The organism is Bradyrhizobium sp. CCGE-LA001, from assembly GCF_000296215.2.
Lineage (GTDB): Bacteria > Pseudomonadota > Alphaproteobacteria > Rhizobiales > Xanthobacteraceae > Bradyrhizobium.
Genome location: NZ_CP013949.1, coordinates 6,551,445 through 6,575,438 on the forward strand (window position 1 = coordinate 6,551,445; position 23,994 = coordinate 6,575,438).

Genomic DNA, 23,994 nt, shown 5'->3' on the forward strand with positions numbered 1-23,994 from the left:
TTATTAACTATTATGGCGTAGGGCTAGCCCATGTCGGACGTGGCATTGGAAAAGATTGAGACGGGCGAAGCGAGGGCCGGTGAAGCCAGGCATGTCGTTTCCGAGCTCCTCAAAGAGGGGTCCGAAAAAAGCCTGGAGCGCCTCTACGCCACTCTGGGAGCGTGGGTTTGGACCACCCTGGAGAGCCGCCGGCGTGACCCAGAGCTACGAGAATGGTTCGATATTCTGCGACGGATAAGCGCAACGCTTGGCACACGGAATGCTGCCTATGCGGAACGCTTCAGAGCATTCTATGATCTTCTGCATATGTCGATAAACACGTCCAAGCTCGCACGTCCGAGCGAGGTCCTGCATCGTCAGCACGTGCTGCCAATACTTCGATTGCTCCGCGACACGCCGTCGGGACAAATGGAGAAGGCGGCGATCGCGAAGAGGCTCGATCTGCGAGATGCCAATCTCAGCAGGATTCTCCGCTTGATGACCAATGCGCGGTTCGTCGAACGAACAACCCAAGGCAAATTCGCCCTTTTTGCCCTGACCCGTAACGGCTTGCTCGAGCTGGAAAGGCGCGAAAAGCGCGAAACGAAGAACCGCGATCGATTACCCGCACATGAGCGAGAGACATTCGCGCGGGTCGGAGCCGCTCATCCTCAGCACGTCGTAGCAGACGCGGATGTTCTTCGGGACTTCTTCAGCCAGGCGTTACAGGGCTCGGTGCACACTCAAGATTTAGCCGGGCTACATTCCGCGGGGCTACGGCATGCGAGTGCTGTAGGCATTCGTCGCGCGATTGAAGATTATTTGCTCCATTTGCACGGACCAACACCTTCAGCGCCCGGATATTTGAAGGCTCCGACGAAAAACTCGTATCAAGGCTTTTCAGTCATGGTTGTGCAGGCGAAAAAGGCCGAGGCTCATGGCTTCTACACAACTGAGGCGGCGAGCAATCCGAAACCTGCCTCATTCCCCGTGGGGATACTGCATCCATACGGCGAGGAGAGCGAACATGTCGAATGAAGATGATCTTGGTGCTTTGAGCCCGGGTGAGCCGCAAAGCGACCCCGATGCCGTCATGCTATATGGAAGTGCCCTCGTCGACCGGCTCACCTACATATCATCAACCGTCAGTTCACTGGTCATGAGTGTAGGCACAGCTGCGCGTGATAACCGCGATGTCCTCGTGCCATTCGTCGAGATGAAGTTCGAGGGCCCCAGCGGCCAGGACGACACTGTTTCGAAGAGCTTCTTCTCGGAGCTTGTGCCCCTCGAAAACATAGCGTTCGTTCTCGAGGACATATCGAACGATCTCACGACTGTTTGCCGTCACTTCAGCGCGGTGGCCGCCGGCCCCGTGAAACCTGACTTCAAACGACTTGGCGAGACGCAAAGGCTGTTGAACGAAGCCAAGGTTAACCTCGAAAGGTGCCTGGCCGATTTGGAAAAGATCAGCTGAGAGCCCCTTGAGATTCAAATCGCTGATCAGATTGAAGGCGCTGGCCGGCGAACAGAAACTTGCTCCATCGTCACGTCCTCCCGTGATGGTGTGCCCCGCGTGCTCGTTCTGAAGCGAGCTAGCTATTTCGATTATGAGATACGGCTCTTGTTATCCTATGGACAACAAGAACATCCGACGAGCCCCCGGTGGTCGTCGTTATTTTCAAGATCCTGCAGACGAGGTCTTCTGGGACTGATGCGCAGGGTGCGCGGACAGGGCGAAAAATGCTGCATCGGTCGCGAGAACGCGGCTGATCCGGATTGGGCAATCGGCCAGCAGAGATGGACGCAGTTCGGTTGGCCAAAAGCTTCGAGGTTGCAAAAGCGAGCGTATACCGCCCGCGAACAGACTGCTGATCGGAGCTGGCAACGAACGCGCGCAAGGCGAACTTGGAGGTCTATGTCGTGGAAGACGCTTGCCGCGGCATCGACACGCAAGGCTCGCTGGCAAAGGCTCGCTGGCAAAGGTTTGGCTCGATATGGCCAAGGCCCGCGTGAAGCGGATTCAGTCGGGTGATATCGCGGTGAATGCGTAAGGCACACGCATCCTCGGCCCCTCATGGTGAGGAGGCGCGACAGCGCCGTCTCGAACCATGCAGGCCGACCTGCGAGAGCCGGGCTTCATCCTTCGAGACGCGCGCAAGCTCACTCCTCAGGACAAGGACGATCAGTTCGCAGCGCTGTTCGACTCGTTGCTGTTCGCCGCAGGCGCGGCCTTCGCGCCGCCCTTGGCGACACCGACCAGCGCCGGGCGCAGCACGCGCTCGCTGATGGTGTAGCCGGCCTGCACGACCTGCACCACGGTGCCCGAAGGCACCGACGCATCGGGCACTTCGAACATCGCCTGCTGGAAGTTCGGATCGAACTTCTGGCCCTGGGGATCGAACTTCTTCACGCCGTGCTTTTCCAGCGCGTTGAGCAGCGAACGCTCGGTGAGCTCGACGCCCTCGATCAGCGCGATCAGGCCGGGATCGGCAGCGGCACGCGCCTCGGCCGGAATGGCATCGAGCGCGCGCTGGAGGTTGTCGGCGATGTCGAGCACGTCACGGGCAAAGCCGGTGACGCCGTAGAGCTTGGAGTCGGCGACCTCCTTGGCGGTGCGCTTGCGCAGATTCTCCATCTCGGCCAGCGTCCGCAGCATGTGGTCACGCGCCTCGGCGGCTTCCTTCTGCAGCAGCTCGATCGAGCCCGGCTCGGGCGGCGGCACGGTCGTCTCTTCGGGTTGCCGGTCTCGATCGGTCATCGGCTCTAATCTCGAACTCGCGTCCAGGGATTGTTGGCCCGGATATCGTGCTTCTGGCCGCGAAAATCAAGCGCCCGCAATCTGCGGAAGGTCCTGAGCATTTGCGGGGTGGCGGCAAACGCGTAGATGGCCCGCATGACCGGAGACAGCGCTTCGTCGTTGAGGTTCATGAACGCGCTGATGGCGCCTCTGGTCAAGCCATCGCCTGCACACGCTAGAGTGCCGGACAATTCCGTCGAGCATCGTCGCGTCTTCAATGTGTCCTGCGACGGCTGCGCGATTTCCCCGCGCGATCCCGTGGCTTGCAACACCATCGCCGGCGGGCCTCCCCGATCAGCGCTTTGACCCTCGGCGACCGAGACCGACTGCGAGAAGTTGACATCGCAGCCAAGTTTCTGGTGCGATGCTGGCATAGGCCAAGGTGCGATGCCGGCGATCGCGCCGACGCCAGAGCAATACCGCAATGAGCCGTTGCAAGCTCCACGGGCGCGACGACGAACATCGGTGTGGCGATACCATGCTGACAGCCTAGCGTCGCGGAGGCACTTGGCGTCGCCTGTCTTCGGCTTCATCAAGAGCGCGCCGCAACGCCTTCCCTGCCGGCGCATCATTTGGTCCGCTTACCTTCGGCTGTTGGGCCTCGCTAGACGACTATCCCGTCCGGAATCTGAAACCGTAATCGGTTTGCTGACCTATTGGTTCTAATGTTCGCACTCAGTGAGCTCGGCCTTTCCCTTGTCAGAAGCGGGGCCGACGAGTGCTCTGCGCGGTGAAGGCACAAATGGGAAGATTAAGAGCCCCTGTGCAGCAACTTGAGCCCCTCAATTTTGGTAGGTGGACTTTCCGCTCCGGTCACCCAACATTGCAAATGCACCGCTCGGCACAGCGGTGCAGAATGTGGCGCAAAGTACCCAGCACTGCCTTCGCGGACTGTTTCTCCGGAGATCCCAAGCAATGTCTGGAACCGGCCGCCCGACTGCGATGCGTCTTCCATTCTTTCTTACTGACTTCGGCAAGGCTGCCTGAGAGCCGCTGGTAGCTTTCGTGAAGGAGCGACTGGTGGCCCATGACTGCGTTTTGGGTTTTGTGTCTTTGCCTCTAGGGTTCAGGTTGCCGCGACGCTTTTCCGCCGGCCTGTTGACTGCGTGCTACGGCACTAAGCGGGTCAACCTGATGGGTGGGTTTCGCCTTGCGCAATCATCCTGGGTTCGCCGGAGATTGTCGGTACGACCATAAGTGAGCTCTCATAAAGGACGCAAGTTGCGCGGTCCTCGCTTTGTAAGTTCCGGAAGTTTGGGAGACCCTGAAAAATGGATAGTTTACACCCGATGAGTTCACAGGGCCTGCCCAGTCCTGTCATCTCCGACGGCAGGGTCTTGGAAATAACGACGACCACGGGTTGCTTCGTCGGATGTACTTATTGTCCACAGAACAAGTTCGCGGTCCGACAAAGAGCCGTATCTCACGCAAGGCATCTTCGGCTTGAAGATTTCAAGAAATGCCTGGCGCGCGTACCAGCAGCTGTCGATATCAGCTTTTCCGGATACTCGGAGCCTTGGCTCAATCCGGACTGTACTGAAATGGTTGAGCATGCCCACGCGTCTGGCCACGGCATCCGGATTTCCACGACGCTCGTAGGAATGAATGAGCGGGATCTACGACGCCTGCAAGCGCTGGATTTCCGAGTTTTTTTAGTACATGTTTTTGACGACGGCACCTACATGGACGGTGGCCTGGTCGGGCGCCACTATATCGACTTGATGCGTCAGCTGATCGACACAGACATCTCATCCTTGCTATTCATAGTGATGGGAGAGATCCATCCTGACCTTGTCGAGATCGTTCCCTACAAAGCGCTGATCCGCTCTCGTCCGCTGCGTGGAGGCGTCAATCCTGAGATCGTTGGAACACGACAGCCGATCGCCGGAGCACTGACTTGTCCTGACGAACGACAGCATCGCAATGTTCTTCTCCCAAATGGGGACGTCACTCTCTGCTGTATGGATTTTGAGCGACGCCACGTTTTAGGCAATCTTCTCCGCGACAGCTATACGGATCTATTCGAAGGGCCGGCCTTTTGCGAGATCGCCGAACGCATGAACGGAAAGGACGGTTTTCTGGCTTGCCGGATGTGTGAATTTGCCAATTGATGGTAAGAGGTGCCCCGGCGGATCACGGGCGCGATGGCGGCTGATCGGTTCGAGAAGATTGCGATAGTTCTCAATACTCACGATCTCGGCGCGCCTTGAACGAATTTTCGCCGTCGAGGCTTAGGGCCAGCCCGTCCTTCGGAATGTAGGGAACTGTTGAGAGCACGTCATAGACAGGCGACAGCGTGGGTGTCCGGCCATCTCCGGGGTAGAGCAGCGACCGATTCTTGAGATGCATATCTCCGTTTCCAGCGATTGCGGTGAGTGCGAGACGCCAAGCGTGTCAATCGGCGCTCGACTGGGACCCCCTACGCCCGGAGCCTCCTTGCTAACAATGAAGGAGAAGTTCTGCGTTTCCAGGCCTTCTGCGTGGCTCGTTTAATCATCCTAGCGGAGATGCAGCCGGTCCATTTCGGTAAAGGTCAACTTGATTCCGCCGGTGCGGCGGCTGCGTTATCCAATCTGTCTGTCCGGCGGAGCGTTGTGATCCTTACCCGCGAACAAGGCTTTAAGCGATTGATCGGAGGCCTGTTTCAGGTTTGGGCGGGAACCTTCACTCACAGGTCCCCGTTCAGCGGTCTGCTCGCCGGTCATATGTCGCCTTCCGCATGGATGGGACGGTAACACCTCTTCATGCATTGTTTGCAGCCAGATTGTCCGAAGGCAGCACCAGCACCATGGTCTCGGCCAAAAGCCGTTCGCGGTATTGCGATGGTCGACAAAAAGCTGCCGGTGTCGACGCGGCATTGCGCTCCGCGCAGAACTCCGTTGCCGAAAGTCAGCAAGCCCGATTTTAGATAGGCCGTTCAGTCCGGCTGGTCCTCGATAAGCGCCTGGACCAACGCGGCAAGCGGCGCTTAGTCGCAGTGAAAGCTCGCGATCATCGCGTCGAGGAAGGCCTTGAGGTCAAGCTCTCAAAATCGATCGGATATCCGGCCTCATCCCGACAGCTGGGTGCGGCCGTTGCCCTCCGAAGGCAAAGGTCACACGTTCGAATCGTGTCGGGTGCGCCAGTAAGGAAAGGCCACAATTTAGGGCGTTTCCAGCGATTTGAGCCCTCCCGCCCCCAGCTACCGAAAAGCTCGCTGTCACAACCGTGTCACAGCGAGAAAACACATGGCCACAATCCGGCAGCGAGGCAAGAAATGGCAGGTTCAGATCAGGCGGGCGGGTTCGGGGGCCGCATCCAAGTCCTTCCTGCGAAGGAAGGAAGCGGACGCTTGGGCAAGGCAAATGGAGGATTCAGGCCGACCGATCTGAGCTGCCCGTTGACGGTAGCGTTCTCAAGTCCGTCAAGTTGGCCGACCTCATCACCCGTTACCGCAAAGAGGTGACGCCCAAGAAGCGCGGCGGGAAAGTTGAAGACGCTGTGCTCGCGCGGATGCTCCTCGACCCCATCTGCAAATTGCCGCTTTCACAGTTGGGGACCGCCGACTTCGCACGCTACCGCGACCGCCGACTGGCTTGTGTCGCACCCACAACGCTTAAGCGGCAGATGAATCCAATCCAGCACATGTTTGAAGTCGCAAAACGCGATTGGGCGATACCGATCAAGAACAATCCTATCAAGGCACTTTGCTTTTCCGCCAAAATGCGCATGCGCACTCGCCGGTTGCGCCCCGGAGAGTTGAACAGGCTATTGAAAACCACTCGTTCATGCCGAAGCCCAGCGATTGCGCAGATAATCCAATTCGCACTCGCTACCGGTATGAGGAGGGGCGAAATCGCCGGTATGCAGTGGAAAGACCTCGATCTTAAGAAGCGCCATCAAACCATTCCCGTCACCAAGAATGGTCATGCGAGAACAATTCCGCTTTCGAATGATGCGATCAAGGTATTGCCAAAGCAACGCTCAATCGAAGGTCGCGTGTTCTCGATGACAGGGAACGCCATACATTTATCTTGGGATCGTATTACGAAGCGTGCTGCAATCGACGACTTGCGGTTTCATGACCTTCGCCACGAAGCTATCAGTCGGTTCTTCGAGCTAGGGCTAACCATCCCAGAGGTCGCGACCATAAGTGGTCACCGAGATGCGACCATGCTGCTCGGGTATGCGCACGCATCGTCAAGCGCGGTCTTTAAGAAGCTGAATCGCTTGGCAGCTTGACGCCACCCTCCTTAGAAAGCTTTCCGATAAGTGACATGCGCCGTCGCGAATGGGATGCCCGCTCGCCCCGCGCTTCCGCGAACGACCGCGCTCCATCAGCGATCCCAGGCGGCCGGTAGCGTCGCCAAAATCACCAAGTCCGAGCATCGATTATTGCGATGTTAAAGGTCTTCATGCCCTTTCGGTACACCATCAGCGGCCCCATATCGAACGCGTATGTTGAGCCCGGCGCGATGTTGCGTGTGCTCGCTGGCCAGCCGTCGATGGTGTCGATAACACCCCCCTTGCCATCTTCTGCGGTGATCTTGATCTGAGCCCCAGCGCTTAGAGCGCAGTTGTTCTTTAGCTTCCCCGTCAGCTTCAAAGCCGGACACGATGATTGCCTGCAATCATCAAACACCCTTGGGGAAAATCCTTCCACCGTGAAATCGGTTGCCCGGCACCTGCTCGTCAGAGGCGGAGACACTGACTCGATTTTCGTGGGGACCAGAGTAGCCAATTTCTGTTGCTCAGACGTGATAGCTGTATCCTTCGGTGTTTGGAAGTCTTGGACGCCCATTACGATTAGCACGCCCGCAATTCCAAATACGATCAACAAAGTGAACACCTTGCCAAACGAAATGTACCGCTGTTGCCTCTGCTCGTTCTCCAAGAGACGGCCAACCGGCGATTCCGCCTCATTAGCGCGAGCGGCCGCTATGCTACGTTCCATTCTCGCAAAGCGCTGTTCGCTTCGACGAGATTGAGCGGCAATGGCGGCAAATATCCAGGCGATTACCCATGCGAAAAGGACGCCTGCAAATCCAACAACAGGCACGATGCCAACCAGTGAAAAACAGCAAAAAAGAAACGATAGGAATTTCCAGACGCCACCCCGGCCGCCTAGTGAAATGATGAACGGTAGAAACGCGAGGATGGCTGATAAAATCAATATTCCTTCCATAAATGCCCCCCTAATAGCGGTGCATTCAAGCACAACTTTTGCTTGAATTCAATTCTTGGCATAGCGGGGTTGATAGCCAAGGGGGCGAGGCGAAAACGTTGCTCTGTCGCACCCGAGTTCACGAACCGACTTGGCAGTAGCAGCAACGAAAGGCGTGACGAACATGCACGCCAGCATCCATCCAATGAATGACCGCCCTTTTCCCTCCGCCAAAGCTGCGTTCACAACGGAAAGCACTAGTCAGGCAATGACGTTGGACGAACGGGAATCGAAAAGGCGAACACTCCAATCTCCTTGGTCCGCATGATCACAATAATGCGTCGCATTAAAATGCAACATCTGGCCTCGTGGCCAAATGCCTACGGACGTGCGGAAACTGGTTGGCCGGAACGTCGCTCGCATCCGCGAAGCGAGAAACCCGCCTCTTTCGCAAAACGCCCTAGCTGCAAAGATGGAAATTGACCGCGCTTACATTAGCGGCCTTGAGCGCGGCGAGCGCAACGCAACCATCGTTCCGCTCTGGCATATCAGCCAAGCGTTTGGTGTCAAGATCGCCGCCCTATTCGAGGAAGAGACTAAGAAGCGTTGATTTTGGAGCGCTCCGCAAGCGTCTACTTTCAGCATGATCTAAGCAGACAATTTCTGTTCTTTCGGAGTACAGTTGTCCTAATCGGACGTAGACCGCGATCGTTTGTCCAATGGACGACTCCGTAAAGCGCGGACCTCTGCGCATCAGCCTGTAACGGCTGCCTGACCGGCCTTGGCAGCAAGGATAACTACACCAAGCAGCGACGTGGCGTACGTGAAGGGTGACACTGCCGGACTACTGGCGACATCAAAAATCTCAAGTAGAATAAGTCGGACAAGCTTTATCCCGTAACGCACAAAGATCAGTAGTAAAGTTAAGAGGGCCATCGTTACAGGCACCAAGATCGATGCCAGCCCCGCGACAAAAATCATAGCACCGTAGGGACCTGGACCGAACGCTAGAATAGACAGCACGCCACCTAAGAGACCGAGTAGCATCCCAGAAACTAAGCCGCTAACGAGCAGCACGAGTCGGCTCGCGTCACTGTCGGTTAGGCTCGCGTCATGAAGCAGACGCGCCATAACCAGAAGCCCCAAGAGCTGCGGCACTATTATTAGAGTTAGAAAACCTGCCCAGTACGGGGCGGATTCGTCCAGCGGCACCCAGTTGAGCAAATAATTTACATATGACTGATTGATTTCCGGGCCGAAAATTCGCCGCACTAGATAAAGCGTTGAAAGAGTTGCCCAATAGACCGCCGCGAAGCTCATAGCCACTAGCAAAATCAGTCGTACACGAAAAGCAACTCGAAACCCTTTGAGGATGACACCACCCAGATCAGGCACCTTGTGTGCTTCAAGCCAAATGAACCATTTAACTAACGCCTCGCGCATCTTTGTCTTGGTCGCGGCTTTGAGGTGATAGTCGTCGAGGAACTTCCCGCTGGCGGCAACGAACGCAGCCATCGCCAACCAGAACGCCCACTGCGCAACGGTCATTGCGTCCTCGCAACTCTGATGCGGGAAGATTCTAGCACTAGTAGAAATAGTTCGCTACAGGCCCCCTTTCGAAATTCGGTTCAGCGCCGACTTTCCGTCGCTCTTCGAAGAGAAGCGGACTTAGCCGATAGGCTACATCAGATTCTATTTTCGCTCTCCGTCCGAGCGCTTCCCGCGATTGCCCCCCTCTTTGACGCACATTAGATAATCCCAAGGGTTGGCAAAGCTACCCGCCCGAATGCCAATTTCAGCCTTTTCGGCCTCCCTTTGCTCCTGCTCGTACTTGGCTTTTGAATAACGCGGCCAGTCTAGCGCATCGCCGTGCGAGACAAGCCACCCGGCAAGATCGACGCGCCCGACCGACCATGATGCAACTGTTCGGCAGTATCGGTCGGTATCGACCGGTATGCAAGCCACGGGGCGTGATTGAATGAACCGATCTAACTCGTTCGCTGCGTTCGCACCGCAGCAATACTGCAAGCTATCGTCACTACGGCAAAGTTGACCACTTTCGGGCGCGTCAATGCCCCAAAGCCGATCGCGCCGGCCGTGAATTCCGATCGTGTCGCCGTCGATGATGCTGGCCCGGCCGGTGAGGTCCGAAGCGAACGCCCAGCCTCCAATGACAACGAAGAGGCAAGCACCACCGCTTGAACAGTTCGTTGCATGCGCTCAAGTCTATCGCTTCTGCACCGTGACTACGGTTGACAACTTATCGGCCGAACAACCAAACGAGAACGAGCCAAAGTCGAGATTGGTGTCCTCCTCCGGTTTGGCTAATGCACGCTTCAGGCAACGTATCGCGCCTTCCCGAATGGTGTCACTGTTGCCGTGCAATACGACGGCTCCCGCAGAGCCGATGAAATCAAAATGGTCTGCTTTCGGGTACTTGCCTTCTGCGACCGCAACGAAATTTCTAGAGGGCAAACACCCGATCGACGCATATTTCACCGCTGGGTGAGCGAGGAATAAGACCACCGAGGTGCGACGGCCCACCGAAACCTCCGGTACCCGCGCTGCGACCTCGCCGGCAATAGCTTCACATTCATCGGCAACTGCCGAAGCGATTGGCATGAAAAGAAGGAAGACGAAGGCGACAATCAGCGCCAGGCTGGCTAGGCCCGCTATCTTACTCATTCTGCAACAGAAGCTTTTTCTTTTGCGCATTGAATTCGTCTCGCGTTAGCAAGCCACGATCAAGCAATGCGGCAAGCTTTTCAAGTTGCTCCGCAACACTTAGCCCGTGTTCTGTCGCGGACAACGTAGGATGATGATTCTTAGCGGCGACCTTCGCCTCTATGAACCGCCTCGCTTTTGCGAATTCAATCTCACTCGAAAATAAAACCGTGTTCTCATCGTGAGCCGCAGACAATACGCCGCCCGTGTCCTCGACAGACCCGCCCAGAGTGAACTGTATATAGCCCTTTAGGAGACCGGGGGGGGCTTAAACTGGATCGCACGAATTGAAGAGAACGGAATCCGCTTGTCGCCCTTAATCCCTTGCTGAAAGACAAGTCCCCAAACCAACCCACGGCGGATCACCACGCAGTCGTCGTGCAATTCCAGGTTTGCACCGCGCCCCCTGCAAGTCAGAACAGACGTTCGTTCTTGTTGCGCCGATTCCCTCTCGTTAGCCTTGGCTTCCAACTCAAGAATCTTCTGCCAACGTGGCTTGCTATTTTCTGACTTCACCTCAATGACCCCAAGTCTCAGATGTAGAACTGACCTATCTCAACGGTCATTTGGGAATGATCAACGTCACCGGCTTGCTTTCCTCCATCGCTTACCCGGCCCACCACGTTGGTGTGCCACCAAGCTACCGCATCGCGGGTGTGGATACACGTCTAGTCCACAACAACGGAAGAGCCGCCAATTGAGGCGGCCTCCGTGCCTGAGTTCTCGTATCGAATCAAGGATGCGGCGTGCGCGTACCAAACGTTCCGTTGTTCGGATTGAAGTTTACAGACGTGCCGTAATTGTCTCGCTGAGTGCCATTTGGATTAGTTGCTGTGTAAGGCTGTACGTAAGTGCCGTTGCTGCGAGTATAGCCAGATGAGCTGTGAGTGTTCAGATTCGAGCCGGTCCCAACGTAGTGAGCTTGCGCACCGGTCGCGAAGAAAACTAGCGATGCAGCGAAGATGATCGATTCTGTCATTGTTGCCACGTGCGTGAGAGTGGCGAGCAAATAGTCACGGTGGCTGCGACAAGTCTAATTGGCTACTACGCGGAAGTTGTGAGTTCCGCTAATCAAAAGGTCGGCGGTAGTTATACCGACACGATAGTGGTCAGAGCGCGGGATTCCACGTCACCGTCACTGTCTCGACCCCACCACTTGCTGAATTCGCCAACGGTTCTATGAATCCAGCACGCTCCGCAATCTTAATGCACCCGTGATCCATCCGTTTTGCTAAGCCATCTGCGGTTACGAATGCGATTGGAAGTGTCTTCGATTGCGTCTGTTCGGCAAGCCGAACCAAATTCCTATAGAAGGCCGCCTGGCGCGCAGTCTGCCCGGCTGGTGCATCGCGAAATTCGTTGGCTGGGCGAGGTTTGGTTGGATTACTTAGGGTCTTTGCGCCCGGTGCCTCCTCCCATTGGAAATTCAACGTCAAGGATATCAAACGTTTCTCCCTATCGTTCCCCCCGGCCACCACGTTGAGGGCGATGGCTCGCCGAAATCTCAGTTGGCCGCAGCGCCACTAGCGCGCTTCGCTTGTACGGATATCGTCGCACCGCCGAACAGTCTTTGCAACGCAGAGAGCGTTCCAGCTCGTGGACCGGTGTAGACTTGGCGCGACGAATAATATCTAGCGCAACGGTCTGATTGGTGTCGCACCCCAAGCACCGTACTTCCAGATAAGGATAGCCGCCATTGATGGCATCGCCGATGGTTGGCGATGACTGAGCCGGTCCCTTGTATCCGAGCATGCGTTAATTCCAAGCCTCACACGCTAGCTTGTCTGCTACCTTACGCGCTTCCTTGGCGCGTTCGGCTGACATCTTGATTTGTGTACCAAACAGCTACTGGCGGGGATTTGGTGGACATGGCGCTATAGAGAAGCGTAGCGCGCTTACCTGCGCAAATTATCAATCCGTTGGGAGCCGGAACGCTTTTGGTCTACTGACTATCGTGGCTGTGGATATTTTGGGAATCGGAGGCCGCCAAGTGAGGCGGCCCTCAGGCTCCCAACCCATCCTCATCGGGGCCGATGACTTGCACCTTCATGGCCTGCGAGGGGTACTGAAATATTCGGCGTCCTCGAAAGTACTCGTCCCGTTCTTCATTAGTGAGCCAGATGTAAGCGACGTTCTCGCAACCGTTACTTCCGCAGATGGCAGCACTTTTAGGGTAGCCGATCGGCTCGACGGGCAGCACATATGATCTGCCCCCGCGTCCCTTTGGGTTGTTGCAAAGCTCGCACCGCGCCAACGCCATCGATCAGCCCTAAGAGGTCGCCTAAGTTGGCAGCCTTACTTCCTCTGTCTGTTAAGGTCGGCTTCAGCCTTCTTCAGCTCGGCGTCGTATTCCGCCCATTCTTTTGAACCTGGCCGGCTCTTGTCTCTGGCTTCGCGCCACGCGGTCACGGTCTCTGTGTGAGATTGATCTGGCATTGAAAGGGGCCTCCGACCCAGACCTAATGACGCCCCCTCCGAAATTCAACCTAAGATATTAGAGACGGTTAGGCACTGGCACCAAGATCAGATTGCGAATGAGAACAAAAGTGGCACAATGGTTCGATGCCGGCTTACACTACTTATTTTCCTTCCGATCCCAACCGCCTGGAAGCGGCTGCCGATGAAGTCATAGCGGCTTGCGGCGGGGATGCACGGGAGGCTGTTAAGGCGCTGATCGTCGCAAATGAGTTCTTGGAGCGGCGCCTCGAAGAGCTTGCTTCACCTGGATACGCGCGCGGGCGAGTGCTGCCGCGTGATCGGAAAGATTCGTATGACTAGCGGCGTAGCCAATGAGCTGCGCCCCCGAAAAAAGGTGAAAGGAAGCTAGCCGAAATTCATCCGACCTTGTGCAAAGAATTTCGATGCGTCATCTAGGCGCCTATAAAGAGACAGCACTATCTTCGCAAAGGCCAATGGATTCCCCTCAGTAAGGGATTTGCTGATATCGATATTGGGCAAGCTCATTTTCTCTGCCAATGAAGTTGCAGTACCATCGATATAGGCGAACGAAACATCGGCAGGTAAGAAATCTTCCGCTGCCATCGCCAGATACCTGCGCTTAGAAAGAAAGTCATAAAAGTCCGAATAAAGCTTGCGTAGTACAATTCGGTTTTCCAAGAACGACTTTATTATCGATTTCGTCTCAAGAAACGTTTCAGCGTCACCATTAACGTTCACGTAGCCAGGCGACTCATACTTGATTTTGTCCATTCGGAGCCGTTCACTCCTTGGCACGACAGCGGGCAACATTCCGTAGAAATGCACGTAGCTAAAACCACCTTTAAACGGTGTATGTACGAAGGTCTTTTTGATCGCTTTCTTCTTCTCTAGGTCAACCGTTTCGTCGGTAAACGAATGGCTTGCGGACAAAAAATAGTACACGTCTGAATACTTACTATAGAACTCGCCAAAGTCCGGCATATCCCATTCCCCATCCACGGTCAGCATTTGCTCGTCTCGGGGATTTTCGGATTCTGGATCATCTTCCGTGTGACTGGTACAAAAGAAGCGTGGCGACGGCAGCCACTCCTCCGGGATGTTTTCCTCAAATGGCACCATCATGACTTTGTTATCAGTCATTTTCATCAGATCGAATGTAAATTCAGCTCGGGTCGCTGGGTATGTAAACAAATAACGCAGATCAACATGCCCATCCATGTAGGCATCTAGGTCGCGGGGCGATACCGTAGTCGCAATGAATTGAGCCTCCTCAGTTTTGGAGGGTAAGCGTTTCTCCAATTATCGAAGGCGGTGTCAATCTCAGAATCTATCCTGATCAAATCCCAGACAACAAAGAGCGCGTCGAACAGTTTCGAGGTTTTCTCTCTGGTTTGGCTAGTTCGCCGCCATTTCGAGAACGAAAGATACAAATCAAGCGAGAGAACATTGCTGACGTTGACTCCAAGCAGAACGTCATTCTGCAATGTTTAGATGTTGTCCTCGGCGCCATCAATTTTCGACTTGACATCGCCCAGCGGCAAACGCCGAGGCAGCCGCACCAAAGCGAAGGATCGAGTTTACCGACACATCCTGCGTCGCATCCAGGACATCTATCCCAATTTCAACATTGGGATATCGACCGGACAACCGACCGAAGATTGTCGCTGGACTCATCCATATCGGCATTGGCTGTTCACGCCAGCAGAACGAATTGTGCTGCCTGGTAGCAAGCGAACAAAGAGGAAGAAGGGAACCCCGTAGCCGCTACATGAGTATCCCGCGTGGAACGCAGGACTTCGCGTCGTACAGGGCCCCCAAAGATTTTGCGGGGAGCCGAATCGGCAAACCGCAGATTCTTCGAAGCGTCGGTTGTCAATATATAGTAGCACGAGATCGAATAACCACCCAGACCTTAGTACTTTCCCCGCGCATTTTTACTTGCCCGCCAAGACAAGGCCATCACAGCCGGATCCCGTCGGGCTTGAAATAATCTGACAAGGCGAAGACATCAGTGCGGGAGCGCGGATATGCCATTTAGGAGAACCACACCATTGACCCGATCGCTGGCGCTGCGGCTTCCTGATACAGCAGACGGACAGGCGTGGATCAACCAGTTCGACGCGCTGGATCGCGAACTGGCTCGGCAACTACTGGAGTCGCTCGTGTTAGTGTCCAGCCTCGAGTTCGAGCGACGGCTCATCTCCCTTTTGGCGAGCACCGCGCAAGGCGCCGCAGGACCGACGGCCTTTTTCGCCGCGCGCGAATGGGACGGTGCGGGTCCCTATCTGATGGAGGATGAAGAGGCTGATGCTGTTGGACCGGGCGGCGATATCGGAAGCGAGGGCCGCGTTGCCGCCATTATTCGCGGACTGTGCAGGACTCATTCCAGCCAGCTCCTTAACCATCCTAGCATCCGACAAATGCTTGACGTCAAATGCCGCCTCATTGTTCTCGTCGATGACTTTGTCGGATCCGGTCAGCGAATTGCCGAATTTCACGCGGCGCTGTGGGCTAACCGGACGATCCGGTCGTGGCACTCTTTTGGGTGGATCAAATTCGCGCTCGTGGCCTACTCCGCCACCGACCGCGGCCGCGCGCGCGTCAGCAGACTGCTCGATCTTGAGCCTCAGCTCGTTCGAGGATGCCCAACGTTCCAGGAACTGCCGGTTACTCGGCCGGAGCGGGCTGCGCTGATGGCGGCCTTGAAGCGTTACGCCAAACGTACCGACAGCCCCGGCATCCCTTTACGTTACGATAACACTGGCTCGGTCCTGGTCTTCGAGCACGGTTGTGCCGATAATGTCCCGCCCGTCTTCTGGGCCAAAGCTGGTAGCGGCAAGATCTGGAAGCCACTCTTCCCCAAGCGGTCCGTTTTGCCAGGAGCCGCTTCGGCATTCCCGGCTGAGTTCGGGGTCCCGTCGGCTTCCGCAGTCCTTCAGGGGGCTGGACAAGGCCGACTCGCAACGTCCGGTGCCCTATCGCGCAGAGGGGCAATCGGCGAGACGATCCTGGTACTGCTCGGTCTCGTTGCCAAGCGCGTGCGCAAGCGCTCGGCGCTTGCCCATGCCACTGGCCTTACCATCGAAGAATGCACCAAGATCATCGAGCGCTGTATTTCCTGGAGGCTCTTGACGCCTGCTTTGCGCATTACGGACCGCGGCCACGCCGAGCTCGACTACGCGCGCCGAAAGCGCTCAGGCGCCGCCACCCTTCCCACACTCGGCTCCGATGAGTATTATCCCAAACAGTTGAGAGGATCGGGGCATGGTTAGTGCGTGCCTGACGCAGGTCAGGCACCTAGGCAGTTGTAAGCTGTAACTGCTGGGGCTCGGACTACCGCAGCCCTGTGAGCAAGCTGACGCTAGGCAGTCGATTAAAGGGAAAGCCTGTTTCCCATCGTGCGCCTCGCGTCGGCTCTCCCTTTATTCACCTACGGTGAAGTCAAAGTAACTATGTCTTGGTCTTCTCAACACTACATCACTAAAGGCCTAGCCAGCGGCCGCGACCGCGAGCTGCTTGAGACGGCCGCTAAGGAAATAGAACGAGCGGTTTACAGCAATCCGACCCCCCTGCCGGCCGTGATTACCCTCAATCATTTGGCTCGGCGCTGCGGCGTAAGTTATAATTCGCTCCGGGCCATCGTCGCACGCAATGGCAAGCAATATTCTTATTTCCGTATTCGCAAACGATCTGGCGGCCATCGCCTCATCAGCGTGCCGGAAGCAGAATTGCTGCGAGTCCAAAAATGGATCCACACCTATATTCTGAGTCAAGCAAAGGCGCACGAGGCCTGCTTCTCCTTTCTCCGCAAAAAGTCCATTCGCGACTGCGCCGCCGTGCATCGTGGCGCGACGTGGGTGATTAAAATCGACATATCGGCGTTCTTCGGCTCGATCAGCGAACGGGACGCCTTCGACATTTTCAAAGGCTTTGGCTACAATCCTCTGGTCGCGTTCGAAATGGCTAGGATAGTCACCGACGCTCCTCTCTACAGCAAACGCTACCAAGCCGTGCCATGGAAGCGCGATCCCGGCGAGTACGAGATAGCCCAGTACCGAAGCGCCAAGGTCGGATACCTCCCGCAGGGAGCGCCAACGAGCCCGTTGTTGTCAAACCTGTTCATGATCAACATTGACCAACAGCTTCAGGCGTTGGCCGAGCACCGCAAGTTACGCTACAGCCGCTATAGCGACGACATGACGTTCTCGACGAGAGGCGACTTCAGCCGAGAGCGTGCCAAGGAACTAATTCACGCGGTCGCGGCAATTATCCGCGTCAAGGGGCTACGCATTAATACCGCCAAGACCCGCATCATCCCGCCTGACGGCCGCAAGGTGGTGTTAGGGCTACTCGTCGACGGGACCGCGCCAAGATTGTCTCGAAAACTTCGAGACAATCTGCGGATGCATATCTTCCACATGCGGAAGTAGGGCGTTCAGTATCATGCCGACATCCGAGGCTTTGACTCGCTTTCAGGCCTCTATAGACACGTCAAAGGGTTGCTCGACTACGCGAAGTCGATAGATCAGCCCTATTGGCAAAAAATGTCAGCTGAATTTGCCAAGGTTACTTGGCCCAGCCAGTGGCTCGAGCCTTGAGTATCGCAGTTATGCCGTCCGATGCGTTAGCTTGTAATCGGGCGCTGGCAATCCCAATGGCGTGTATAGATAGCTGACCACCAGCGACGGCACCCCTCGGCTTGCAATCTCTATCAGGCGTCCGTGCTCAGGATTGTCCAGTAAGTCCTCTGTTACGTGAGCAATCCCCTTGTTCGTGATCCGGAAGACAGCCAGCAGCGCTTTTTCAGCCTCCTCTTTACCTCCTTCATAGCGAGCAAGTGCGGCCTCAGGGCGGACCATCGAGAGTGCACCGCTCGCATTTGAGAAATTCTCAATTCCAACGTCGGTGGGTCGACGTCGGTCAACGTTGACGATGTGGCCACAGCGATGCGCGCTCAGGCCGAGAAACTCCAGCAGCGCGCGACAATGAACTAAGCCAGCTTCGATAGCAGGGTTGGTAAAAGCAAACAGATTGCCTTCGATGCGCAATTTGCCGTCGATATAGATCTGAATTGCCTTTGGCTTGTCCGCGTCCGCTCCCAGGCTAGTTGCCAAGTTGAGCGCGCTGACCGCGTACATCCTATAGGGGATGATTTCTTGCAGCATCCTGTCGAGATTCATTTCTTCTCCTTCTATCGCACACCCGGCCAGATTCGCTCTCCTTGGCCACGCGCGCTAAGGTCATCGAAAGCGTCAGGACCAACATGCAGATTTCTCGGTCTGAACTCTATGAACTCGTTTGGAAGGCGCCGCTCAAGAAGACCGCGCGCCAATTCGGCATATCAGCAACCTCGTTGGCCGCGATCTGTAGGGCACACAACATTCCATATCCAGGATCTCAGTACTGGACGATGAAGTCGATGGGGCGTCCTGTCGAGGTTCAGCCGCTGCCGCGGGAGGGGCGAATACCGCACTATCGCATTACGTTGGCCGGCAAGGCAGAATGGCTGGGACGTACCTAGCGACTGCTCAGAGCAGGTGTATCTGTCATCAGTTGCGTCAAACCAGCGTTCGCAGAAAACGCCAAATGTGTCCGGCTTTGATGATATGGAATTGATCTTTACCCCCGGTCACTACGAGCCCCGCAAAGTAAGCACGAAACTCTCCAGCGACGGCCTGGACGACAAATGCCGATCCGCCGCTCATGCCATTTGGGTCGAAGTCTAACGGCTCTTCTGCACGTAGACAGAGGAGCGCTGGGTCATAGGAAGCCGGCTCAGGCCGGCACACCACGATTCGCTTCACTTTGCCAATGTGGTTCTTTTCTTCAAGTTCGTATCGCTGCTTGCCAGATGGGAAGCCCGCAACGACTGCGAATACAATATCTGTGGCGGGGCAATCTGGAGGGACCTCCCGCAACGCAAAGAATCTCTCCTTCAATTCCTGACGGGCCTCGCATGGCTCAGTGAAGTCGAAAGCGGCCAGATCGAGATAGTACGGATTGCTGTCGTCGTTGAAGTGACGCACTCCGGCGGAGGTAATGAGCATCTTTCCGTCGCGTCCTAACAGTGACACGTTCTCCGGTTGACATCCTCGTAATTGGTGATTGGTGCAAAGCACAAAGTACCGCTCTGCGAACTTAATGGGGACGGTCGATCCTACGAGGGAGACCTTATATATTTCGTGATCGTTCCAGATGGAAAGATTGTCCACGTACCTCGCCAGGGCCGCCGTCAGCATTGATGCTGGGATCAGTACCCCGTTAAACACCACGCTGGTCCCGATCAATCGATCGAGAATGTAGCGCGCTCGTTGATGGCGATTCATCACGGGAAGCCACCGATGACGTAGTATTCGGTTGTGCTGTACATCACGTCACACCGTTGCAGCACCATCGGCGGCCGCCCTCTTATCCTGCTCGACAGCGCAAGCCAACATCAGCCCACTACTGAGAGGCGTAGCTTCAAAGGTCAAGTGGCGGGCTGCCAAAGAAAGCAGGAACGCCCCTCAACGATAGCCCTATCTTAGTCAGGGAATGGCGACCGCTCGCGGCGTTGACGCGGCAGCATCCTCGACCCGGGCCACTATCGGAGCTTCTTCTTCTGCAGCTTTCGGTGCAGCTTTTTTCCGCGTCGCCGCTCGCTGCAAACGCTTGATGTTCTGGAGAGCCGCTTTCGCTTCATCACTATCAACCAAGTCGCGTTTGATGACCTCCTCGCGCAACAACGTCTTCAGGTAGTCGACCTCCACCTTCACGCCGGAACTCATCCGACGAATCTCGCGGCGCAGAACCTCCAGGATGAAGTCGGTCTGCAGAACGGCTGCGACAGTGAACTTGTTCGTGACTTGCTTGTGCAGCAAGAACTCCGCCATCGTGCCCTTCGAGAAGCCTTCACGGCTCAAATTTCCAAAGCACTCTAAGGCTTCTGGGCTTTTTGCGCTTGCCTCAATGGCGTCCAGCTCGCAAACGAGAATTTTCTCGATTGGCTGACCGAAATGCACCTTGTAGATCCGCCAGTGAGCACCATTGGTGAGCACCACCCACTCAATGCCCTCGTTAGCGGCGTAATCGATGGCCTGCTTGACATGAGCATCCTTGAGATCGATTCCGATTGCCTTAACTTCGATGATGAACCTGATCTCGTCATCAAACTTCACGGCAAGATCAACATAGGTACCACGGATGGCATACTGGCTAGTGACATGCAAATATTTGTCATAGCCGCAGATATCGGAAAGCATATCGTTGATGACAGTGACCGTGTCGGCTTCGCTGACATCGCGCTTCAGCAGGCCTGCCAATACACTCTGGTATTTCTTAAGCTGAGTGGTGATCCGAGTAGCTACTTTGGTTGACAGTTTTGCCATGATTCGCCCCCTAGAAATAAAGGCATGAGCATCATGCAACCTTCCGGCGAGCACAAGCCCCATTTAGTCGAAATGGAGCCGAAAGCGCCGGAGCATTCGGCGAGGCGGCCTGCACTGCTTAGCCGCTCGTCTATGTTGAACGAAGAACTAGTGGAGTCGGAGGGCCGGCCCGCAAGACGTAGCGGCTTGCGTCTCGGGCCTCCTCGCGGAATCCTCCGACACGAGCACCAAGTCGCGAGAGGTCATTTGGAGCGGTCGGATCATGGGCGCGAAGATCCGGGCCAAGGGAGCTCGCCAGCGCGCCGAGGCGGCCGTTCGCGAGGCCGACTGAGCCGAGGCCGAGGCCTGGTCGGTCTGCATGGAAGGCTACGGAGGCCCCGCACAGCCCTCCCCGACGATCGGCCAATGCATCAACGGCGGACTCGGCTGGCTGGAAGTCGAGTGCTCTCGCTGTAAGATGCGCAGCAGTCTTCCTCTTGGCGCCATCCGCAGACGTCCGGAGACGCCGCTCTGGAAGCTGGAAGCCTCGCTGAAGTGCCGGTCGTGCCGCACGCCATGGTATGCGCCACCCGCACGCATGATCAAACTAACCGAGACAAGGCAAATTACCCCGTACAAGTGGGTGCATCCGACTGAAGAACGTTAGGTCGAGCTGCGAATCAAGTTAGTTGAAACCATGTGCTGGTGTGGACGGCCTCTCATCCCCACGGTCCTATGGCGCTGTCAGCGTCACAGCTAGATGAGAGGAAAGTCTGATGAATCTTCCTGTTCGCATCGGTATGGACACTTCCAAGTCGGTTTTCCAGCTTCATGGTGTTGATGAGAATGAGGTCGTGGTCCGCCGCCAGTTCCGGCGAGCCGAGATGATCCGCTACTTCGAGCGGCTTCCACCGGTTCTCGTCGCCATCGAGTCCTGCGGCAGCTCGCATCATTGGGCGCGCCTGCTGCAGTCGTTCGGTCACGAGGTGAAGCTGATCCCCCCTCAGTACGTGAAGGCTTACGTGAAGCGCGGCAAGAACGACGCGGCCGATGCCGAAGCGCTGTGCGAGGCGGTCACCCGGCCGAGTATGCGGTTTGTACCGGTCAAATCGAAGGAACGGCAAGCGGCCTGCATGTTAATGACTGTGCGGGAACGCCTGGTCAGCGTGAAGTCGCAGCTTTCCAATGCTTTCAGGAGCTATGCGGCTGAATTTGGCATCGTCGGCCCCGCCGGTCGGCAGAATGTCGCGCAACTCATCAAACGGGTACTCGAGGATGACAGCTTGCCGGAAATGGCAAAGGATCTCTTCCGACTCCAAGCAGAGGAATATGCCGCGGTCGAAGCCCGCCTGGCAAAGATCGAAGCCAAGCTGATGAGGTGGCACCGCGACGATGATGTCAGCAGGCGGATCGCGACGATTCCCGGCGTCGGTCCGATTGGGTCGTCCATGCTAAGCATGAAAGCGCCGCCCCCCGAGACCTTCAGATCGGGTCGCGACTTTGCGGCGTGGCTCGGGCTGACACCTAAGGATCATTCAACTGGCGGCCGGCAAAGGCTTGGCGGCATTACAAAGGCTGGAGATTCTATACTGCGATCGACGTTGATCGTCGGTGCGACCGCACTGCTGAGGCATATTCGAAAGGGCCGTCATAAGCCCACACCATGGCTCGCTTCGCTGCTGGAGCGAAAGCCGCCAAAGTTGGTCGCGGTGGCCTTGGCCAACAAGTTTGCCCGCATCGCTTGGCGCTTGATGATATCGGGCGGCGTGTACAAGCAGCCGGTAGCCGTCATGCCGACTTGATCTGAAATCGGCCCGCGAGCAGGTTGCTAGGCGGATTGCCCACGAACTTGCAGGACACAGTAGATGGAAGGACCGATCGGTCGATACGCGCGAGCTTCCGAAGATTACACTGGCAACAAGAATGTCGCCCATGTGCTTGGAGCGCGCGTAGCGAACACCATCTCGGCCAGCGGGCTTTGTCCGCGCAAACAGGCCGGACATCTGATAGCAAGCGATCTGGCCAGGAGTCTGCTATAATCCTGACAAGCGGGGGGCCGTCCACATCTGCAATCTGTATTCGATCACCACCAACCAGGCTGCGATCAGCGCGCTGTTCCGCGTGGTTAATCAATACGTCGGCAACCTCGCCCCAATGCCGGGGGTTTTTCCTGACTACAAGGCACCAATCGTCCGGACTAGCGTCGCCGGGCGCGAGCTCGCGCTGGCTCGTTGGGGAATGCCTTCCTCCGCACAGGCGCTGGAGGCTACCAAGAAGCGGGCCGCGAAGCTTGAGGCCAAAGGCGAGACCGTCGACTTCAAGGAATTGCTTCGTATGGAGCCGGATTCCGGAACGACCAATATCCGCAATGTGAAGTCAAGGCATTGGACGCGATGGCTGAGCCCGGAGCACCGATGCGTGGTCCCGTTCAATTCATTCAGCGATTTCAACAAGGCTAAAGGCGGTGACATCTGGTTCGCGCTCGATGAGAGCCGGCCGCCTCTATGCTTTGCCGGCCTCTGGACCAACTGGACGTCGGTCCGTAAGGTCAAGGAGGGCGAGACCACCAACGATCTGTGCGCGTTCTTGACGACCGAAGCCAACGCCGAAGTGGGTGCCATTCATCCAAAGGCGATGCCTGTGATCCTGACCACGCGAGAGGAAGTCGAGACCTGGATGAACGCACCCGTCGACGAGGCGCTGAAGTTGCAGCGGCCGCTTCCGGACGGGACGCTGCGCATCGTAGCTCGTGGGGTGAAGGAAGACCTCGCGCCCCAATACGCGACAGCGTTGTTGGGACACGGTATCGGTTTCTCTGCCGTCCGGTCCGTTTTCAAACGGGCCAAGTGCCGACGGCAGGAGGAACGAAGACCGCGGGATCAGATTATGAGGTCGCCGGCCAGGCGGCGGGCTGGCGGGAGCGGTTCCGGTCGGCCTTGTCCCTCTCTTAGCCGACTCTCCGCCTTTGGTAGTGTTGGAGTAAGCTTATGCGTCTCGCGCCTTCGATCGTTCCGGCCGACCGTCTCGATCGCGACATCTACCTGGTTCTTGAGGATTTCGGCGCACGCGCGGGGTGTGCTTGGCGCGAGACGGATGAGGCCGATACCGACCTCGAGACCGTCCTGAAGAACATTCTGTCCGGCCAATACGCCTATCCGGTTGGGATCGTATGCTTTAACGCAGTTGACGGCTGGTCCCGCGACGCGACTGCCGAGGTCGCCGACGCACTGGCGGAGCGAGCCGCCCAAACCGACGCGGAAGTTCCTCTAGTCCTGCAGGACTTCATCAACGCCAACGCAACCAGGCCTTTCCACATGCAGCTGGCCCTTCCGCTGCGGAGCATTTCCTGATGCCGATCGAAAGCAAATCGCCTGGGTGGCCGGCTCGGGATGAGAGCGAGCACTTCATCCGCTGCACGGATCTGTCTGACACGCGCGAACTCGGCGCGGTGCACAACCATCTGCACGGCCAGGAGATCCCGGTAGAGCCGACCCTTCAGTGAGTGAACCGGACTATGAGTCCGATGCACCGACCGATTTCCCACCCATTGGGTTTCCGCGGGTACT

21 protein-coding genes and 5 pseudogenes are annotated in these 23,994 nt (G+C 56.6%); 13 read left to right on the top strand and 13 right to left on the bottom strand.

The window, feature by feature from the left end:
• Window positions 1-30 precede the first annotated feature (30 nt).
• The 3 genes and pseudogenes from BCCGELA001_RS30030 to BCCGELA001_RS39060 form a co-directional block, all read left to right on the top strand.
• A complete protein-coding gene (locus BCCGELA001_RS30030; RefSeq protein ID WP_008545103.1) occupies window positions 31-1,017 on the top strand; it encodes a helix-turn-helix domain-containing protein in 987 nt (328 codons plus the stop codon).
• Window positions 1,007-1,453, top strand: coding sequence for a hypothetical protein (locus tag BCCGELA001_RS30035; protein ID WP_008545104.1), 447 nt, complete (start codon window positions 1,007-1,009; stop codon window positions 1,451-1,453). The genes BCCGELA001_RS30030 and BCCGELA001_RS30035 overlap by 11 nt, the downstream gene beginning before the upstream one ends.
• A gap of 407 nt (window positions 1,454-1,860) precedes the next feature.
• Window positions 1,861-2,030: pseudogene (locus tag BCCGELA001_RS39060) on the top strand (nicotinamidase); the annotation flags it as partial.
• A gap of 131 nt (window positions 2,031-2,161) precedes the next feature.
• Here BCCGELA001_RS39060 and grpE read toward each other — a convergent pair.
• Together grpE and BCCGELA001_RS30045 are read right to left on the bottom strand one after the other, a co-directional pair.
• Window positions 2,162-2,737, bottom strand: coding sequence for a nucleotide exchange factor GrpE (gene grpE, locus BCCGELA001_RS30040; protein WP_060736956.1), 576 nt, complete (start codon window positions 2,735-2,737; stop codon window positions 2,162-2,164).
• 5 nt (window positions 2,738-2,742) lie between these two features.
• Window positions 2,743-3,051: a hypothetical protein gene (locus BCCGELA001_RS30045; protein WP_144441561.1), complete on the bottom strand. Its 309-nt coding sequence runs from the start codon at window positions 3,049-3,051 to the stop codon at window positions 2,743-2,745.
• A 996-nt stretch (window positions 3,052-4,047) separates the two neighbouring features.
• Between BCCGELA001_RS30045 and BCCGELA001_RS30050 the strand changes: the two genes are divergently transcribed.
• Window positions 4,048-4,887 (top strand): radical SAM/SPASM domain-containing protein, encoded by an 840-nt coding sequence (locus BCCGELA001_RS30050; RefSeq protein ID WP_060736957.1) that lies wholly within the window; start codon window positions 4,048-4,050, stop codon window positions 4,885-4,887.
• Between the two features lie 91 nt (window positions 4,888-4,978).
• Here BCCGELA001_RS30050 and BCCGELA001_RS36445 read toward each other — a convergent pair.
• Window positions 4,979-5,161: pseudogene (locus BCCGELA001_RS36445) on the bottom strand (HipA domain-containing protein); the annotation flags it as partial.
• Window positions 5,162-6,184: 1,023 nt separating this feature from the next.
• On the opposite strand from BCCGELA001_RS36445, the gene BCCGELA001_RS30055 reads away from it, so the two are divergent.
• Window positions 6,185-6,997: a site-specific integrase gene (locus BCCGELA001_RS30055; protein WP_008545109.1), complete on the top strand. Its 813-nt coding sequence runs from the start codon at window positions 6,185-6,187 to the stop codon at window positions 6,995-6,997.
• Window positions 6,998-7,127: 130 nt separating this feature from the next.
• Here BCCGELA001_RS30055 and BCCGELA001_RS36450 read toward each other — a convergent pair whose 3' ends face one another.
• On the bottom strand, window positions 7,128-7,940 hold the full coding sequence (locus BCCGELA001_RS36450; RefSeq protein WP_008545110.1) for a hypothetical protein: 813 nt from the start codon (window positions 7,938-7,940) through the stop codon (window positions 7,128-7,130).
• Between the two features lie 355 nt (window positions 7,941-8,295).
• Here BCCGELA001_RS36450 and BCCGELA001_RS30065 point away from each other — a divergent pair, with 355 nt between their 5' ends.
• On the top strand, window positions 8,296-8,529 hold the full coding sequence (locus BCCGELA001_RS30065; RefSeq protein WP_008545111.1) for a helix-turn-helix domain-containing protein: 234 nt from the start codon (window positions 8,296-8,298) through the stop codon (window positions 8,527-8,529).
• Between the two features lie 143 nt (window positions 8,530-8,672).
• Here the strand turns inward: BCCGELA001_RS30065 and BCCGELA001_RS30070 are convergent, their stop codons facing one another.
• From BCCGELA001_RS30070 to BCCGELA001_RS30085, 6 genes and pseudogenes are all read right to left on the bottom strand, one after another.
• Complete coding sequence (locus BCCGELA001_RS30070) at window positions 8,673-9,467, bottom strand: hypothetical protein (RefSeq protein ID WP_008545112.1); 795 nt, start codon at window positions 9,465-9,467, stop codon at window positions 8,673-8,675.
• Between the two features lie 144 nt (window positions 9,468-9,611).
• The gene (locus BCCGELA001_RS36455; protein ID WP_236840778.1) at window positions 9,612-9,947 is read right to left on the bottom strand and encodes a thermonuclease family protein; all 336 of its coding nucleotides are present in this window, start codon (window positions 9,945-9,947) and stop codon (window positions 9,612-9,614) included.
• Between the two features lie 198 nt (window positions 9,948-10,145).
• Window positions 10,146-10,634, bottom strand: a complete 489-nt coding sequence (locus BCCGELA001_RS30075) for a hypothetical protein (RefSeq protein ID WP_144441562.1) — start codon at window positions 10,632-10,634, stop codon at window positions 10,146-10,148.
• Window positions 10,597-10,839 (bottom strand): SHOCT domain-containing protein, encoded by a 243-nt coding sequence (locus BCCGELA001_RS39555; protein WP_008545114.1) that lies wholly within the window; start codon window positions 10,837-10,839, stop codon window positions 10,597-10,599. Before BCCGELA001_RS39555 ends, BCCGELA001_RS30075 begins: the two co-directional genes overlap by 38 nt.
• Before the next feature lie 1,245 nt (window positions 10,840-12,084).
• A pseudogene (locus BCCGELA001_RS39065) lies at window positions 12,085-12,467 on the bottom strand (hypothetical protein).
• Window positions 12,468-13,466: 999 nt separating this feature from the next.
• Window positions 13,467-14,300: a hypothetical protein gene (locus tag BCCGELA001_RS30085; protein ID WP_144441563.1), complete on the bottom strand. Its 834-nt coding sequence runs from the start codon at window positions 14,298-14,300 to the stop codon at window positions 13,467-13,469.
• Window positions 14,301-15,133: 833 nt separating this feature from the next.
• On the opposite strand from BCCGELA001_RS30085, the gene BCCGELA001_RS30090 reads away from it, so the two are divergent.
• Together BCCGELA001_RS30090 and BCCGELA001_RS30100 are read left to right on the top strand one after the other, a co-directional pair.
• The gene (locus BCCGELA001_RS30090) at window positions 15,134-16,354 is read left to right on the top strand and encodes a phosphoribosyltransferase-like protein (RefSeq protein WP_008545117.1); all 1,221 of its coding nucleotides are present in this window, start codon (window positions 15,134-15,136) and stop codon (window positions 16,352-16,354) included.
• Window positions 16,355-16,480: 126 nt separating this feature from the next.
• On the top strand, window positions 16,481-17,512 hold the full coding sequence (locus BCCGELA001_RS30100; protein ID WP_144441564.1) for a reverse transcriptase family protein: 1,032 nt from the start codon (window positions 16,481-16,483) through the stop codon (window positions 17,510-17,512).
• A gap of 177 nt (window positions 17,513-17,689) precedes the next feature.
• Here BCCGELA001_RS30100 and BCCGELA001_RS30105 read toward each other — a convergent pair whose 3' ends face one another.
• The 3 genes from BCCGELA001_RS30105 to BCCGELA001_RS30115 all read right to left on the bottom strand — a co-directional run bounded on the left by BCCGELA001_RS30105 (window position 17,690) and on the right by BCCGELA001_RS30115 (window position 20,449).
• On the bottom strand, window positions 17,690-18,262 hold the full coding sequence (locus BCCGELA001_RS30105) for a hypothetical protein (protein WP_008545120.1): 573 nt from the start codon (window positions 18,260-18,262) through the stop codon (window positions 17,690-17,692).
• Window positions 18,263-18,640: 378 nt separating this feature from the next.
• Window positions 18,641-19,408 (bottom strand): hypothetical protein, encoded by a 768-nt coding sequence (locus tag BCCGELA001_RS30110; RefSeq protein WP_008545121.1) that lies wholly within the window; start codon window positions 19,406-19,408, stop codon window positions 18,641-18,643.
• A 201-nt stretch (window positions 19,409-19,609) separates the two neighbouring features.
• Window positions 19,610-20,449 (bottom strand): type I restriction enzyme HsdR N-terminal domain-containing protein, encoded by an 840-nt coding sequence (locus BCCGELA001_RS30115; protein ID WP_083543540.1) that lies wholly within the window; start codon window positions 20,447-20,449, stop codon window positions 19,610-19,612.
• 262 nt (window positions 20,450-20,711) lie between these two features.
• Here BCCGELA001_RS30115 and BCCGELA001_RS39075 point away from each other — a divergent pair.
• The 5 genes and pseudogenes from BCCGELA001_RS39075 (at window position 20,712) to BCCGELA001_RS38540 (ending at window position 23,930) form a co-directional block, all read left to right on the top strand.
• Window positions 20,712-21,095: pseudogene (locus tag BCCGELA001_RS39075) on the top strand (hypothetical protein).
• A 109-nt stretch (window positions 21,096-21,204) separates the two neighbouring features.
• Window positions 21,205-22,230: an IS110 family transposase gene (locus BCCGELA001_RS30125; RefSeq protein ID WP_060736963.1), complete on the top strand. Its 1,026-nt coding sequence runs from the start codon at window positions 21,205-21,207 to the stop codon at window positions 22,228-22,230.
• Window positions 22,231-22,492: 262 nt separating this feature from the next.
• Window positions 22,493-23,200 (top strand): annotated as a pseudogene (locus BCCGELA001_RS36485) (SOS response-associated peptidase); the annotation flags it as partial.
• Between the two features lie 215 nt (window positions 23,201-23,415).
• On the top strand, window positions 23,416-23,778 hold the full coding sequence (locus tag BCCGELA001_RS30130; RefSeq protein ID WP_060736964.1) for a hypothetical protein: 363 nt from the start codon (window positions 23,416-23,418) through the stop codon (window positions 23,776-23,778).
• The gene (locus tag BCCGELA001_RS38540) at window positions 23,778-23,930 is read left to right on the top strand and encodes a hypothetical protein (protein ID WP_193409747.1); all 153 of its coding nucleotides are present in this window, start codon (window positions 23,778-23,780) and stop codon (window positions 23,928-23,930) included. The genes BCCGELA001_RS30130 and BCCGELA001_RS38540 overlap by 1 nt, the downstream gene beginning before the upstream one ends.
• Window positions 23,931-23,994: the final 64 nt, after the last annotated feature.

What these genes read in the sequence shown, in the direction of transcription:
- BCCGELA001_RS30075 (WP_144441562.1), bottom strand. Translation starts at nt 10,634, where the DNA reads ATGCGCAAAAGAAAAAGCTTCTGTTGCAGAATGAGTAAGATAGCGGGC.
- BCCGELA001_RS30050 (WP_060736957.1), top strand. Translation starts at nt 4,048, where the DNA reads ATGGATAGTTTACACCCGATGAGTTCACAGGGCCTGCCCAGTCCTGTC.
- BCCGELA001_RS36450 (WP_008545110.1), bottom strand. Translation starts at nt 7,940, where the DNA reads ATGGAAGGAATATTGATTTTATCAGCCATCCTCGCGTTTCTACCGTTC.
- BCCGELA001_RS30065 (WP_008545111.1), top strand. Translation starts at nt 8,296, where the DNA reads ATGCCTACGGACGTGCGGAAACTGGTTGGCCGGAACGTCGCTCGCATC.
- BCCGELA001_RS30030 (WP_008545103.1), top strand. Translation starts at nt 31, where the DNA reads ATGTCGGACGTGGCATTGGAAAAGATTGAGACGGGCGAAGCGAGGGCC.
- BCCGELA001_RS30085 (WP_144441563.1), bottom strand. Translation starts at nt 14,300, where the DNA reads ATGGATGGGCATGTTGATCTGCGTTATTTGTTTACATACCCAGCGACC.
- BCCGELA001_RS30105 (WP_008545120.1), bottom strand. Translation starts at nt 18,262, where the DNA reads ATGAATCTCGACAGGATGCTGCAAGAAATCATCCCCTATAGGATGTAC.
- BCCGELA001_RS30035 (WP_008545104.1), top strand. Translation starts at nt 1,007, where the DNA reads ATGTCGAATGAAGATGATCTTGGTGCTTTGAGCCCGGGTGAGCCGCAA.
- BCCGELA001_RS30130 (WP_060736964.1), top strand. Translation starts at nt 23,416, where the DNA reads ATGCGTCTCGCGCCTTCGATCGTTCCGGCCGACCGTCTCGATCGCGAC.
- BCCGELA001_RS30110 (WP_008545121.1), bottom strand. Translation starts at nt 19,408, where the DNA reads ATGAATCGCCATCAACGAGCGCGCTACATTCTCGATCGATTGATCGGG.
- BCCGELA001_RS30115 (WP_083543540.1), bottom strand. Translation starts at nt 20,449, where the DNA reads ATGGCAAAACTGTCAACCAAAGTAGCTACTCGGATCACCACTCAGCTT.
- BCCGELA001_RS30125 (WP_060736963.1), top strand. Translation starts at nt 21,205, where the DNA reads ATGAATCTTCCTGTTCGCATCGGTATGGACACTTCCAAGTCGGTTTTC.
- grpE (WP_060736956.1), bottom strand. Translation starts at nt 2,737, where the DNA reads ATGACCGATCGAGACCGGCAACCCGAAGAGACGACCGTGCCGCCGCCC.
- BCCGELA001_RS30070 (WP_008545112.1), bottom strand. Translation starts at nt 9,467, where the DNA reads ATGACCGTTGCGCAGTGGGCGTTCTGGTTGGCGATGGCTGCGTTCGTT.
- BCCGELA001_RS30045 (WP_144441561.1), bottom strand. Translation starts at nt 3,051, where the DNA reads ATGGTGTTGCAAGCCACGGGATCGCGCGGGGAAATCGCGCAGCCGTCG.
- BCCGELA001_RS38540 (WP_193409747.1), top strand. Translation starts at nt 23,778, where the DNA reads ATGCCGATCGAAAGCAAATCGCCTGGGTGGCCGGCTCGGGATGAGAGC.